Consider the following 12,742-nt stretch of genomic DNA (forward strand, 5'->3'; position numbering starts at 1 on the left):
TCTCTCAGCTCCCCACCACGGTAGCGTCCGTGGACTTCTCTGCGTCCGCATTCTCCTGAACTTCCTCGACCGCCGCCGGGGCGCCGGACCCTTCCGCCGGCGCGGCCGGCGCCGATTCGGGGGTCGCCGCCTGTTCGGCCGCGCCCGGTTCGGCGGGTGCTTGCGCCTGCGGCGCTTCCGGAGACGGCTCCGCCACCGCTTCGTCAGCCGCGGATTCGCCGGCCGCTTCGCCTCCGGCCGGCTCGCCTTCCTCCGCTTCCTCGGCCCGGGCGGCTTCCTCGGCCCGGGCGGCTTCGGCCTCCATGCGCGCCTGGTCGCCGAGCGCCTGGCCCTCCCTCACCGCCTCGGCCATCAGGCTGCAGAACAGCCGGATGGCGCGTATGGCGTCGTCGTTGCCGGGTATCTTGTAATCCACCAGATCCGGATCGCAGTCGGTGTCGATGATCGCGATCACCTTGATACCGAGCTTGCGCGCCTCGCGCACCGCGATGGCTTCATGCCCGGGATCGATGATGAACACGGCGTCCGGCAGCTTCTTGATGTCCTTGATGCCGCCCAGGGCGCGCTCCAGCTTGGCGCGCTCGCGGCTGTGGGCGAGCATTTCCTTCTTGGTGAGGGCCTCGACGATCTTGGGATCGTTGGCCATCTCCTCGAGTTTCTTGAGGCGTTCGATGCTTTGACGCACGGTCTGGAAGTTCGTCAACGTGCCGCCCAGCCAACGATGGTGGACATAGGACATGCCGCAGCGTTCGGCTTCTTCCCGCACCGAGTCCTGCGCCTGTTTCTTGGTGCCCACGAACAGGATGTGGCCTCCGGCCGTAATCAAGTCGCGCACCTGGGCGCACACGTCCTTGACCATCTTCACCGTCTGCTGGAGGTCGATGATGTGAATCCCGTTGCGCGCCCCGAAAATGTAGGGCTTCATCTTGGGATTCCAGCGACTGGTCTGGTGCCCGAAATGGACCCCGGCTTCCAGAAGCTGCTTCATGGATATTTCCATCATAGTGCCGAAACCTCGATTGATACGGACCTCAACATACTCTTCTCTCGCGCATTAGTCAGTGGGCTGAGGTGACTGCCCCGGCGGCCCCGCCCAAGCTGCCGGGATGGAGAAAAACTCGAAGGGTATTAACAAAATTGGTACGGCCACGCAAGGGAATGCCGGACGCGCGGACAGGACGCTAGGTGTTCATGGACTCCAGGAATTCCTTGTTGTCCTTGGTCCCGTGGAGCTTGTCGATGAGAAACTCCATGGCCTCCACGACATTGAGCTGCGACAGCACCTTGCGCAGGATCCAGATGCGGTTGAGATCCTCCTTGGGGATCAGCAGCTCTTCCTTGCGGGTGCCGGACTTGTTGATGTCCACGGCCGGGAACACGCGCTTGTCCATCAGCCTGCGGTCTAGGTTGATCTCCATGTTGCCGGTTCCCTTGAACTCCTCGAAGATGACCTCGTCCATGCGGCTTCCCGTATCGATCAGCGCGGTGGCGATGATGGTGAGGCTGCCGCCGTCCTCGATGTTGCGGGCCGCGCCGAAGAACTTCTTCGGCTTGTGCAGCGCGTTGGAGTCGACGCCGCCGGAGAGGATCTTGCCGCTCGGCGGCACCACCGTGTTGTAGGCCCTGGCCAGGCGCGTGATGCTGTCGAGGAGGATGATGACGTCCTTGCCGTGCTCCACGAGCCTCTTGGCCTTCTCGATGACCATTTCCGCCACCTGCACGTGGCGCGTCGCGGGCTCGTCGAAGGTGGAGCTCACCACTTCGCCGATCACCGACCGCTGCATGTCGGTGACCTCCTCGGGGCGTTCATCGATGAGCAGAACGATGAGAACCGCATCCGGATGGTTGTGGGCGATGGCCTTGGCCATGTTCTGCAGCATCATAGTCTTGCCCGTGCGCGGCGCCGCCACCACCAGCCCGCGCTGCCCCATGCCGATGGGCGTCAGCAAGTCGATGAAGCGGGTCGTGTACTCTTCCGGGTCGTGCTCCAGGCTGATGCGCTTGTCGGGATAGAGCGGGGTCAGGTTGTCGAAGAGGATCTTGTCCCGCACCTTGTCCGGATCGCCGTTGTTGATGCTCTCCACCTTCAACAGCGCGAAATACCGCTCGCCGTCCTTCGGCGGACGGATCTGGCCGGAGATGATGTCCCCCGTGCGCAGGCCGAAACGGCGGATCTGGCTCGGCGAGACGTAGATGTCGTCGGGGCCGGGAAGGTAGTTGTAGTCCGGCGCGCGCAGGAAGCCGAAACCGTCGGGCAAGGTCTCCAGCACGCCCTCTCCGTACACGTAACCGTTCTTGTCGGTCTGAGCCTGCAGGATCGCGAAGATCAGATCCTGCCGCCGCATGTTCGCCGCGCTCTCGATGCTGAAGCCTTTGCCGATGTTGGCCAGCTCGGCGATCTTCTTGGACTTGAGCGAGCTCAGGTTCAGGCCGTTCTGATGCACGGGGTCGGGAGCGGGAGCCGGCCGGTTTCTGCGGTGGGTGGGTGCGGAGTCTGCCTTGGTGTCGCTTTCCGCCACTGCGGAGCGCGTCCGAACGTTAGCCATGGAACTTCCTTTCAATTACGCTGCTGGACCATCCGTCGAGGGGGCAAGCATCGCCCGCAAGGCGGGCAAACCAACTCTCTACCGTTCAAAAGGGGCCTGGGATGTAATGTGATAAAAACGGATTGGAACGGAAATGGGTCACTTCAGACTGGGAATCACACCAGACTGGATCACGCCGTTGCCAGACGTTGGCTAGATACTAGGTGATGCAGCAGGCTTTGTCAAGCAGGGCACGGCCGCCCCGTCGGGGCCGGCACGGCCCAACACCCGGCGAGCCAGGACGACGTCGTCCTCGATTTGCCGGACTAGCTGGTCCACCGAAGGAAAGTTGCGCTCTTCCCTGAGCCTTTCCACGAAGAACACACGCAGCCGGCGGCCGTACAAATCCCCGTCGAAATCCAGGATGTAGGTCTCGATGGTCCGGGGTCCGGCGCCGAACGTCGGATTCACCCCGACGCTGGTGACGCTGGGCAACCGCTGTCCGCCCGTCTCGACCACGGTGGCGTAGATCCCGTTGGCCGGCACGATCTCCGTCCGGCTGCGCACGTTGGCGGTGGGAAAGCCGAGTTCCCGGCCCCGCTGATGCCCCCGCTCCACCGTTCCCTCGATGAAATGACTGCGTCCGAGCTGACGCCGGGCGACCTCTACGCGGCCCTCTTCGAGCAATGCGCGTATCCGGCTGCTGCTGACGGCGTGTTCGGACTCCGCGACGGGCCCGATGACCTTCACTTCCATCCCCGCGGCCGGGCCCCACTTCATGAGATCGCCGACGGTGCCGGCCCGGTCCTTGCCGAAGCGGAAATCCTCGCCGACCCAAAGAGCCTCGACCCCGAGCCCGGCCAGGTAGCGGTTCACGAACTCACGCGCCGGCACGGCGCAGAAACTCGGCGTGAAGCGCTGAATCACCACGCAGTCGATGCCCGCGCGCCGGAGGAGCGCCAGCTTGTCCTTGCGCGACAGGATCAACCGCGGAGCGTATTCCGGCGCGAGGAACTTGAGCGGATGGGGCTCGAACGTCAGGACGACGGAGGATCCGCCCCGCGCCCGCGCGTCCGCCATCACCCGCCGGAGCAGGTCCTGGTGGCCGAGATGCACCCCGTCGAAGTTCCCGATGGTCATGACGGGACGGTGAAGGGGTCCCTTGACGTGCCGCAGAATCCGCATCATGCGTGGAGTTTGGAGGGATGACCCGACCCGCGCCCCTGCCCAACGCTGTATACACACACCACGGAAGGGGGAGCCATCCGGTGCGAGTCAAGCGCCCAGGGACTGGAGCTTCTCGCGCGCCTTTCCCGCTTCCTCGGAACTGGGATACCGGTTGATGACTTCCTGGAGAATGAGCCTGGCGTCGACACGATTCCCAAGCTCAGCGAAAGCGTACCCGATCTTGAGCCACGCCGCGGGCGCCTTGTCACCGTCGGGATATTTCTTCCGCACCACGTCGAACTCCAGGATGGCCTCGTCGAACTCCTGGAGCGCGTAATGGCTCTCGCCGATCCAGTATTGTGCGTTGTCGGTCAAGGGGCTGTCCGGATGCTTTTCGACGAACTGCTTGAACTGTTCGATGGCGCCGCGAAAGTCCCTTTCCCGCAGCCGTTTCCATGCGTTCTCGTAGTCCTGTTGAAACGTGGGCGCCTCGGGTTCGGGGCGTGGAGCCGGACGCGCAACCTGCGGAGGCCCGCCCGGGGCGGCCGGCGCCTGGGGGGTTTCGGCCGTCGGTTCGGCCTCGGGAGGGCGCGGGGCGCCCTGGAGAACGGCGTCACGCAGAAGCCGGAGCTCGTCCTCGCGCACCTTCAGGAGATCCCGTTGCGCGCGCACTTCCGACTCGAGCGCCGCCAGCCTGCGATGGAGCTCCGTGGCGTTCCCGGCCGCGCCTCCGCTTCCGTTACGCAGTTCCTGGAGATTCCCCTCGACGGCGTTCATGCGGTTTTGCATGGCCGTGACCTCGGCCCGTGTATCCGCCAACTGGGTGCGCGCCTGGTCGAGCTCCGCCTTCAAGGCATTGATCACCGCCCACTCGCCCTCGGTCAACTGTGCCTGGACGGGAGGCGCCGGCGCCGCGTGATAGTCGACGGTACAACCCCATGCCGACACGAGCGACAGAACGACCAGCCATGTACGGACAACGATTCGCATGGACATTCACTCTCCGGCGGGACAGGGAGCGCGAAAGGTTCCGGTGCCGGGCGCCGCGAACGCGCGAGCATCGTTCGCGACGCGGGGCACGAAGAATTGGGTGATCAGGAAGAAGGCCTTTGCGCCCGAACGACGAAATGCGCACGTCGGTTCTTCTGCCAACATTCCTCCGAGCTCTCGCCGCAGACCGGAAGTTCCTCGCCGTAGCTGATGGTCGAAAAGCGCTCCGGCGCGACCCCCAGGGTCACCAGGTAGTCCTTGACCGCCTGCGCTCTTCTCGAGCCGAGAGCAAGATTGTACTCGTTGGTGCCTCGGTTGTCGGCGTGCCCTTCGATCTCGATCTGAACGCCGGGATTCTCCTTGATCCAGTCCGAGTTGCGCTGCAGGACCTCGCGCGCTTCGGCGGCCAACTCGGAGCGGTCGAATTCGAAGTAGACGTCGGCGAGGACGCCGGTTTGCGGCGTCGTGCCCTCCTTGAGGGCTTCGAGGCTGCCCTGACCGGTCACCCCCGGACCCTGCTGTGCGAGGTCGCCTTCCGTGATGCCGCCGGTATTGCCGTCGGCCGGCACGGCGCCCTCGCCCGGCACGGCCGCGGCCGGCTCTTCGGTCTCGGGGGGCGGCGCGGCGCAGCCGGCGAGGATCATGAGAGTGATGGAGCACAACAGCAGCACGAACGCCCTTCTAATCATCGGCTCGGTCTCTCTTGTCTTCCCCATGTCTGGGTTGCGCGGAGTTGAGATGTGTTGCATGTGTCGCTGCACGGGATCACTGCAGCCGGGGTGACCAGGACGGATTTGTATCACCTGCGGTGGAGCCTGTCAATCTGCGCTGACTCTCACCGTCCCGGCGCATGGTGTAGATTCGGCGCGAACCTGACCGGTTGGAGGTGAACGCCAGAAAGCGTCCATCCGGAGCCCATGACGGATCCTCGTCGTTGGAGCGGTTGGCGGTGAGCATCCGCAGGCCGCTGCCGTCCGGCCGTATGGTGAAGATGTTCATCACGCCGTTGGTTCGTCCCGTGAAGGCGATCAGCTCGCCGGTCGGCGACCAGTCGGGCGACGTATTGTAGGACCCCTTGAACGTGAGCCGCCTGATGGCGCCGGTGGCCACCTCCAGGACGTAGATCTGAAGGGAACCGTGCCGGTCGGACGAGAAAGCGATGCGGTCTCCCTCGGGGGACCACGTGGGCGAGGTATCGATGCCGGGGTGATGGGTCAGCCGCTCCACGACGTGCCCGGAACGGTTCAGCCGGTAGATATCGTGGTTGCCCCGCCGCTCCATGGGCGTGGCGAGATGCTGCCCATCCGGCGACCATTGCCCGCGCCCGTCGCCTCTGGCGATCACCTTTTCGCGCTTGGTGAGGAGATCGAAGCCGAAGACCTGCCACTTGCCGGTCTTCACCGAAAGGTAGACCAGCCCCTTGCCGTCCCGTCTCCACCACGGGAACATGTTGATCGTCCGGTTGTGAGTCACCTTCTTCCTGTCGGTGCCGTCCAGGTGCGAAAAATGGATCTCCTTGATCCGGTCTCTCCCGGTGGACACGTAGGCGATCCTGGTATCGAACACGCCGCGGGTCCCGGTCAGCTTCAGGATGATCTCGTCCACGAAACGGTGCGCCATGCGCCGCGCATCCCGTACTTCTCCGGTGTAGGCCTTGCCCACCACCTGATTCCGCCGGAACGTATCGTAGAGCCAGAACTCGAACCGGATCCTTCCCTTGCCGAAGGTCTGGAAACCGCCCTTGATGAGGCCTTCCGCTCCGATGGTGGTCCAGTCCCGGAAGTCGAAACGACCCAGCCGGATACCGGTCTTCTGCGGGTCTTCGATGTAGGCCGATCGGTCGACGATCTCGAACCAGCCGGAGCGGTCGAGATCGTCGGCCATGACGTCGGCGATCCGTTCCGAGATCTTCTCGGTGTCCGGCCGGCTCCCCAGGTTCTTGAGCGGCGAGACCGCCAGCCGGAATCGCTCGGCCCCCGGTCCGACGATCAGGCCTGTCACCTGAGCGCGCGCCGCACCCGCCGACAGCCCCCACAGCATCAGGCCCGCGACCATCCACGCTGTCACCCGCACAAACGCCCGGGCGGCGGCGTCTTCGGCCCGGCTTGGTCTTCGCCGCAACGACGGCGGCGCGGTCATGCCTCCCATGATTGGACGGTCCTTCTTCGCTTGCGGGCAACAATACCGACTAGCCATCGAGGTCGGCGGGCCGGAAAGTGATCTCGACCTGTGCGAAGTCACGCACGTGACTCGCAGGCGGCGGCGGCAAGGGGCTGGAACGACGCACCGCGCGAACCACCGACTCGTCGAAGGATGAATCTCCCGAGAACCTGAGCAGCTTGAGACCGAAGATTTCCCCGTCGACGCCGACGCCGAACCCGACGGTAACCTCGAGTTTGCCGCGTTTGCCGATCCACGTCCAGCGATCCTTGATGCGGTTGAGCATCTCCTGCCGGTAGGACAGGAAAGCCATTCCTCTCACGACGCCGCCGTTGCCCGACGCCCCGGTCCCGGCGCCGACCGCGCCCCCGCCGGCCTGGCGCTCGGCCCGCCGCAGCCGGGCACGTTCGCGGGCGACGGCCACCGCGTCGTCGATGCGCCGTTTCCGAAGGCGCTCCACCAGCTTGGAATCCGGATTCGCGGCGCTCTTCCGTTTCGGCGCCTTCTTCGCGAGCTTCGGGGTTTTCTTGGCGGGCCGCTTCTTCGATACCTTCTTCTTGGACGCCTTCTTGGCGGCGGTCTTCTTCGGCGCGGGCTTCTCGCGCTTCACCACCTTAGGCTTGGGCGCGGGCTTCTTCTTGGGTTTGGCGACCTTCTTCTTCGGCTTTTCCGGAGGCACGGGCTCGGTCAGCGCCGGCGGCTCCTCCTCCTTGGGTTCCGGCGCCTCCTTCACCAGTTCCTTGGGCGGAGCCTCGACTTCCCGAGGCGCCGCGGCGGGTTCCGGCGGCTCCGGCACCGCCGGAGCCAATGCGGGGGCCGCCTTCGCCACCGGCGCGGGGCCGGGCGCCACGAGATCCACCGTGTACACCGGAGGGGGCGCATCGCGGAGCGCCGTGCTCGGCGGCACCAGCAGCAGCATCGCCAGCAGGACCAGATGAAGGACGCCGGAGAAGCAGACCCACCACCTCAATCGGTGGGACCCGGAGCCGCCGCTCGTCCGTCGGGTGTTACGTGTTCGAAACAAGGCTTTCCACATCGTCCGGCGACCATCCCGCGAGGATGGCCCTCACTGACCGTCCAAAGGCAACGCCATCATGCCGAGCCTTTCGATGCCGGCGTCCTTGATCTCGCCGATGGCGGCGATCACCAAGCCGTAGCGCACGTCCCGGTCCGCCCTCAGGTAGACGGCCTTTTCCGCGTCCAGACGCCGGATGGCTTCCAGCTTCGTCCGCAGCTCTGTGGCGGTGACCTCGTTGTCGTTCAGGTAGACGCGGCCGTCCCCGGAGATGGTGACGATCAGGGGATCTTCCTGCCCCTCCACCGGGACGGCCTTGGCCTGGGGCAGATTCACCTCCACTCCCTGCTGGATGATGGGCGCCGTCACCATGAAAATCACCAGCAGCACCAGCATGACGTCCACGAAGGGGGTCACGTTGATGTTGGACATCGGCAACTTTTCTCGTCCCTGGGTGACCTCGGCCGCCATGGCTCAGCCTTCCTTCGTGAAACCCCTGCCTACGCCTTTTTCGTAAAATGCCGCTCGGCGATATTCAGGAACTCCTGGGTGAAATTTTCCATGTCGGCGGTGAGCACCCGGATCTCCTGGAGGAAGTGGTTGTACGCGATGAGCGCGGGAATCGCCGCCAGCAGACCCGCGGCGGTGGCGATCAACGCCTCGGCGATGCCCGGCGCCACCGCCTGAATGGTGGACGACCGGCTTACGCTCAGGCCGAGGAACGCGTTCATGATGCCCCATACGGTGCCGAAGAGGCCGATGAACGGCGTAGTGCCGGAGGTCGTCGCGAGAAAGGTCAGCGCCTGCTCCAGCTTCGTCAACTCGACCGTGGTGGCGCGCTTCATGGCCCGGGCCACGTTGTCCACGCCGCTCAAGTCGGTGGTCAGGTTATCCGCCTCCGCCGCGTTGCGGCGCGACACCCGCAGCAACTCCTCGTAGCCGGCGATGAACACCTGCGCCACCGGACTGTCGGCCAGTTCCCGACTCGCCTCGTGGATCGACGCCAAGTTGCGGCTTTCCCAGAAGATCTCGATGAACCTGGCCGACTGCCGCTTGGCGGTGCGTACGCGCCTGAACTTGTAAAGGATGATCCCCCAGCTCACCACCGAGAACAGAATCAGGACATACAGGACCGACTGGACGACCGGCCCGGACCCGGTGACCAGGTCGAGGATGCCGTGTTGCTGCATTCCCAAAGTGTCCGGCTGGACCGCAAGCTGGTAAATCGAGAAGTACGGCATCAGCATCCTGCTGTCTTGAAAAGTTATTATAATCGAAGTACGTAGTCAAATTCGCCCATGCTCCGGAGCGTTTCACAACTGGATGTGGCCGGGAAGACCGTGTTCCTCCGTGCGGACTTCAACGTTCCTCTATCGCGCGGGACCATCACCGAAACACATCGCATCGACAGCACGCTGCCCACCATCGAGTTCCTGATGGAACGAGGCGCGCGGGTGCTCGTCGCGTCGCACCTGGGCCGTCCCGGCGGGACCGCCGACCCCCGGTGGAGTCTTGCCCCGGTGGCGCGCTGCCTGGAAGACAGGCTCGGCCGGCCGGTGCCGCTCGCCCCCGACTGCGTGGGACCCGCGGTGGCCCCGTCCCTGGCGGACCCGCGCGCGGCCGGGATCGTGGTGCTGGAGAACCTCCGCTTTCACGCCGGCGAGGAGGCCAACGACCCTGCCTTCGCCGCCGCCCTCGCCGGACTGGCCGACGTCTACGTCAACGATGCGTTCGGCGCGGCGCATCGAGCCCACGCCTCCACCGCGGGGATGGCGGCACACTTCCGGGAAAAGGGCGCGGGGTTCCTGTTCCGGCGGGAGGTCGACTACCTCTCGCGCGTCCTCGAGGCGCCCGAGCGGCCGGTGGTGGCCGTCCTGGGGGGCGCCAAGGTCTCCGACAAGATCGGCATCCTCAAGAACCTGATCCCACGGGTGGACCTGATCCTGGTGGGCGGGGCCATGGCCTACACGTTCCTCGCCGCCCGCGGCGTCGCGGTCGGGCGCTCCCTGCTGGAGAAGGACTTCCTCGACGTGGCGCGGGAGATCCTGGACGCGGCGGCGGCCGCCGGCGTGCCGTTCCTCCTCCCCATCGACCACGTGGTCGCCGAGGACACGGCGGTGGAGGAACCGGCCGTTACCGGCGATGAGAGCGTTCCCGAGGGGCGTATGGCGCTGGACATCGGGCCGAGGACCGCGGCGCTCTTCGCCGAGCGGCTCAAGGACGCGGCCGTGACGCTGTGGAACGGGCCCCTCGGCCTGTTCGAACGGGAGCCGTACCGTCACGGGACCGTGGCCGTGGCCAAGGCATTGGCCGCCTCCGCCGCCACCACCGTCATCGCCGGCGGCGACACCGTGGCGGCGGTGGGGCTCGCGGAGACCGCCGGCGCCATGACCCATCTCTCCACCGGAGGCGGCGCCGCGCTGGAGTTCCTCGAGGGGAAGACTCTTCCCGGGGTCCGGGCGCTGGAAGCCGGAGACCCCGCCTGAACCCGTCTCCACCCATGCCACGGTGCACGGTCATCGCCAACTGGAAAATGCACGGGAACCAGACCCGGGCGTGGGACCTCGCCCGCGCCGTCCGGCGGCTCGTGGGAAACCGTTTCGGCGCCGCCGAAGTCCTCCTGGCGCCCCCCTTCACCTCCCTCGAGGCGGTGCGGCGGGCGCTCGCGGGAAGCCGACTGCGCCTGGCCGCCCAGAACCTCTACTGGCAGCCCCAGGGCGCGTTCACCGGAGAGGTTTCGGCCGACATGCTGCGGGACGCGGGGTGCAGCCACGTCATCGTCGGCCACTCCGAGAGGCGCCGGCTGTTCGGCGAGACCAACCGCGACGTAGGACGCAAGCTGGGCGCCGCCCTGGAAGCCTCTCTGAAACCCATCCTCTGCGTCGGCGAGACGCTGGAGGAGCGCCGCCGCGGCCACACGCACCGCACCCTTTCGGCCCAACTCACGGGCGCATTGAAGGGGGTGCCGAAAAGTGTTATTGAGTCTCTGACGGTGGCTTATGAGCCGGTCTGGGCCATCGGCACCGGCCAGCACGCGACACCGGCGCAGGTGGCCGAGACCCACGCGTGGATACGGCGCGCTCTGGCACGCCGCTTCGGAACGGCGCCCGCGCGGGCGATTCCGATCCTCTACGGCGGCAGCGTCAACCCGGACAACGCCGCTGAACTGGCGCGGGTCGCGGAGGTGGACGGCGTGCTGGTGGGAGGGGCAAGCCTGGATCACCAGAGCTTCGCCGCCATCGTCAAGGTATTTTCGACGGAGTTATCGACAGTGACCGGCAAGACTCGGACAACGGACAAATGATCCTCCTGGTGACCACCGTTCATATTCTCGTTTGCCTGGGGCTCATCGTCGTGGTGCTGCTGCAGACCGGCAAGGGCACCGACATGGGCGCGGCCTTCGGCGGCGGCTCGAGCACGACGGTCTTCGGCAGCAGCGGCGCCGGCAACTTTCTCACGCGGTTGACCACGGGCATGGCGGTGGTGTTCATGCTGACCTCTCTGACGCTGGGCTACTTCTCCGAACAGGGCACGAGCACGAGCGTCTTCGACAGCGTCACGCCGCAAACGCAAACCAGTCCGCAGCCCGGCCCGGCCGGGCCGGGCGCGGAGACGCCGGCTTCTCCCTGAAGACCGGCCCGCCCGGATGTGCGAGGATGGCGGAATAGGCAGACGCGCTAGCTTGAGGGGCTAGTGCCAGCAATGGCGTGGGGGTTCAAGTCCCCCTCCTCGCACCACACTCCTTCCCTTTTTCCCATTCCAACCCCGCCGCCGGGCTCCCTGGCGTGGTGTCCCGCGTCGCGGCGTCCATCGCCGTTACTGCATGGCCCGGGCCATGTCGTAGAGCGATTGCACGAGGAAGGCGCGCAGGAACCACAGGATCAACAGGGCCACGACAGGCGACATGTCGATGCCGCCGAAGGCCATGGGGAGGGTTTGCCTCAGCCGGTACAGCACCGGATCGGTGAGGTTGCAGAGCATGCGCACGATGGGGTTGTAGGGATCGGCGTTGACCCAGGAAATCACCGCGCGCGCGATGATCACCCACACGTAAAGGGTGATCACCACGTTGAGGAGGCCCGCGATGGCCTCGATGAAGTTACCCGCGACGAACATCTTCCATCACCCTCGTTCGTTGTTGTCGGCCCGGTTCCGGCCGCGCGGTCCGAACAGCGCTGTCCCGACCCGTACCAGCGTCGACCCCTCCGCCACCGCCACCTCGTAGTCGTGGGTCATCCCCATGGAAAGCTCGTTCGGGAGCACATGGGGCAGTCCCAAGTCCATGACCGCGTCGCGCAACCCCCGCAGCCGGCGAAAATGGAGCCGGCTCGCCTCCGGGTCCTCCGCCAAGGGCGGCACCGTCATCAACCCCTTGACGCGGACGCGTTCAAGGCGCGACACCTCGCGCAGCAGGGGAACCAGGCCCTCCTCGGACACCCCTGACTTGGTGGCCTCCCCGGCAAGGTTCACTTCCACCATCACGTCGATATCCCCGCCGCGCTCGCGCCCCACCCGGTCGAGCGCCTGCGCGAGCCGGAGGTTGTCCAGAGTTTCAATCACCGCGAACAGGCCGGCGGCGGCGCGCGCCTTGTTGCGCTGAAGGTGTCCGATCAGGTGCCACTCGGCGGCATCCCCGAGGATCTCCTTCTTGGCCTGGGCTTCCTGGACATAGTTCTCGCCCACGAGGCGCACGCCCGCTTCCACCGCGGCGCGCACCGCGGCGGCGCTCTGGGTCTTGGCGGCGGCGAGCAGCCTGACTTCGCTGGGGTCCCTGCCGCTCCGCTCCGCCGCGGCGGCGATGCCGTCCATGACCCGTTTGCAGTTGCCGGCGATGTCCACCATTGGCCCGGTTTTCCCCGGAGACCGTTCCCCGAAGAGCCCTCCG

The 12,742-nt window shown here is 66.0% G+C and carries 14 protein-coding genes and 1 tRNA gene; 4 read left to right on the top strand and 11 right to left on the bottom strand.

Annotated features, from left to right (window positions below):
* Positions 1–4 precede the first annotated feature (4 nt).
* The 9 genes from rpsB to tolQ all read right to left on the bottom strand — a co-directional run bounded on the left by rpsB (position 5) and on the right by tolQ (position 9,047).
* On the bottom strand, positions 5–1,003 hold the full coding sequence (gene rpsB / locus OXU42_03360; GenBank protein MDE0028427.1) for a 30S ribosomal protein S2: 999 nt from the start codon (positions 1,001–1,003) through the stop codon (positions 5–7).
* Positions 1,004–1,181: 178 nt separating this feature from the next.
* Positions 1,182–2,546, bottom strand: a complete 1,365-nt coding sequence (gene rho / locus OXU42_03365) for a transcription termination factor Rho (GenBank protein ID MDE0028428.1) — start codon at positions 2,544–2,546, stop codon at positions 1,182–1,184.
* Between the two features lie 192 nt (positions 2,547–2,738).
* Positions 2,739–3,713 carry a bifunctional riboflavin kinase/FAD synthetase gene (locus tag OXU42_03370; protein MDE0028429.1) on the bottom strand — a complete coding sequence of 325 codons (975 nt, stop codon included), beginning with the start codon at positions 3,711–3,713 and terminating at the stop codon, positions 2,739–2,741.
* Between the two features lie 87 nt (positions 3,714–3,800).
* Positions 3,801–4,682, bottom strand: a complete 882-nt coding sequence (gene ybgF, locus OXU42_03375) for a tol-pal system protein YbgF (GenBank protein MDE0028430.1) — start codon at positions 4,680–4,682, stop codon at positions 3,801–3,803.
* A 104-nt stretch (positions 4,683–4,786) separates the two neighbouring features.
* Entirely contained in the window at positions 4,787–5,371 is a 585-nt protein-coding gene (pal, locus tag OXU42_03380) for a peptidoglycan-associated lipoprotein Pal (GenBank protein MDE0028431.1), read from the bottom strand.
* Positions 5,372–5,447: 76 nt separating this feature from the next.
* The gene (tolB, locus tag OXU42_03385) at positions 5,448–6,830 is read right to left on the bottom strand and encodes a Tol-Pal system beta propeller repeat protein TolB (GenBank protein MDE0028432.1); all 1,383 of its coding nucleotides are present in this window, start codon (positions 6,828–6,830) and stop codon (positions 5,448–5,450) included.
* A gap of 40 nt (positions 6,831–6,870) precedes the next feature.
* Positions 6,871–7,812, bottom strand: a complete 942-nt coding sequence (gene tolA / locus OXU42_03390; GenBank protein MDE0028433.1) for a cell envelope integrity protein TolA — start codon at positions 7,810–7,812, stop codon at positions 6,871–6,873.
* 96 nt (positions 7,813–7,908) lie between these two features.
* Positions 7,909–8,328, bottom strand: coding sequence for a protein TolR (gene tolR, locus OXU42_03395; GenBank protein MDE0028434.1), 420 nt, complete (start codon positions 8,326–8,328; stop codon positions 7,909–7,911).
* A 29-nt stretch (positions 8,329–8,357) separates the two neighbouring features.
* The gene (gene tolQ / locus OXU42_03400) at positions 8,358–9,047 is read right to left on the bottom strand and encodes a protein TolQ (protein ID MDE0028435.1); all 690 of its coding nucleotides are present in this window, start codon (positions 9,045–9,047) and stop codon (positions 8,358–8,360) included.
* A gap of 108 nt (positions 9,048–9,155) precedes the next feature.
* Here tolQ and OXU42_03405 point away from each other — a divergent pair, with 108 nt between their 5' ends.
* The 4 genes from OXU42_03405 to OXU42_03420 all read left to right on the top strand — a co-directional run bounded on the left by OXU42_03405 (position 9,156) and on the right by OXU42_03420 (position 11,594).
* Positions 9,156–10,343, top strand: coding sequence for a phosphoglycerate kinase (locus tag OXU42_03405; protein ID MDE0028436.1), 1,188 nt, complete (start codon positions 9,156–9,158; stop codon positions 10,341–10,343).
* 14 nt (positions 10,344–10,357) lie between these two features.
* Entirely contained in the window at positions 10,358–11,161 is an 804-nt protein-coding gene (tpiA, locus tag OXU42_03410; protein MDE0028437.1) for a triose-phosphate isomerase, read from the top strand.
* The gene (gene secG / locus OXU42_03415) at positions 11,158–11,487 is read left to right on the top strand and encodes a preprotein translocase subunit SecG (GenBank protein ID MDE0028438.1); all 330 of its coding nucleotides are present in this window, start codon (positions 11,158–11,160) and stop codon (positions 11,485–11,487) included. Before tpiA ends, secG begins: the two co-directional genes overlap by 4 nt.
* 20 nt (positions 11,488–11,507) lie before the next feature.
* A tRNA-Leu gene (locus OXU42_03420) sits at positions 11,508–11,594 on the top strand.
* Positions 11,595–11,673: 79 nt separating this feature from the next.
* Here the strand turns inward: OXU42_03420 and OXU42_03425 are convergent.
* Together OXU42_03425 and OXU42_03430 are read right to left on the bottom strand one after the other, a co-directional pair.
* On the bottom strand, positions 11,674–11,973 hold the full coding sequence (locus OXU42_03425) for a YggT family protein (GenBank protein ID MDE0028439.1): 300 nt from the start codon (positions 11,971–11,973) through the stop codon (positions 11,674–11,676).
* A gap of 6 nt (positions 11,974–11,979) precedes the next feature.
* The gene (locus OXU42_03430; protein MDE0028440.1) at positions 11,980–12,699 is read right to left on the bottom strand and encodes a YggS family pyridoxal phosphate-dependent enzyme; all 720 of its coding nucleotides are present in this window, start codon (positions 12,697–12,699) and stop codon (positions 11,980–11,982) included.
* Between the last annotated feature and the right edge of the window lie 43 nt (positions 12,700–12,742).

It is taken from the genome of Deltaproteobacteria bacterium, assembly GCA_028818775.1.
In the GTDB taxonomy this organism is placed as follows: Bacteria; Desulfobacterota; Binatia; order UBA9968; family JAJDTQ01; genus JAJDTQ01.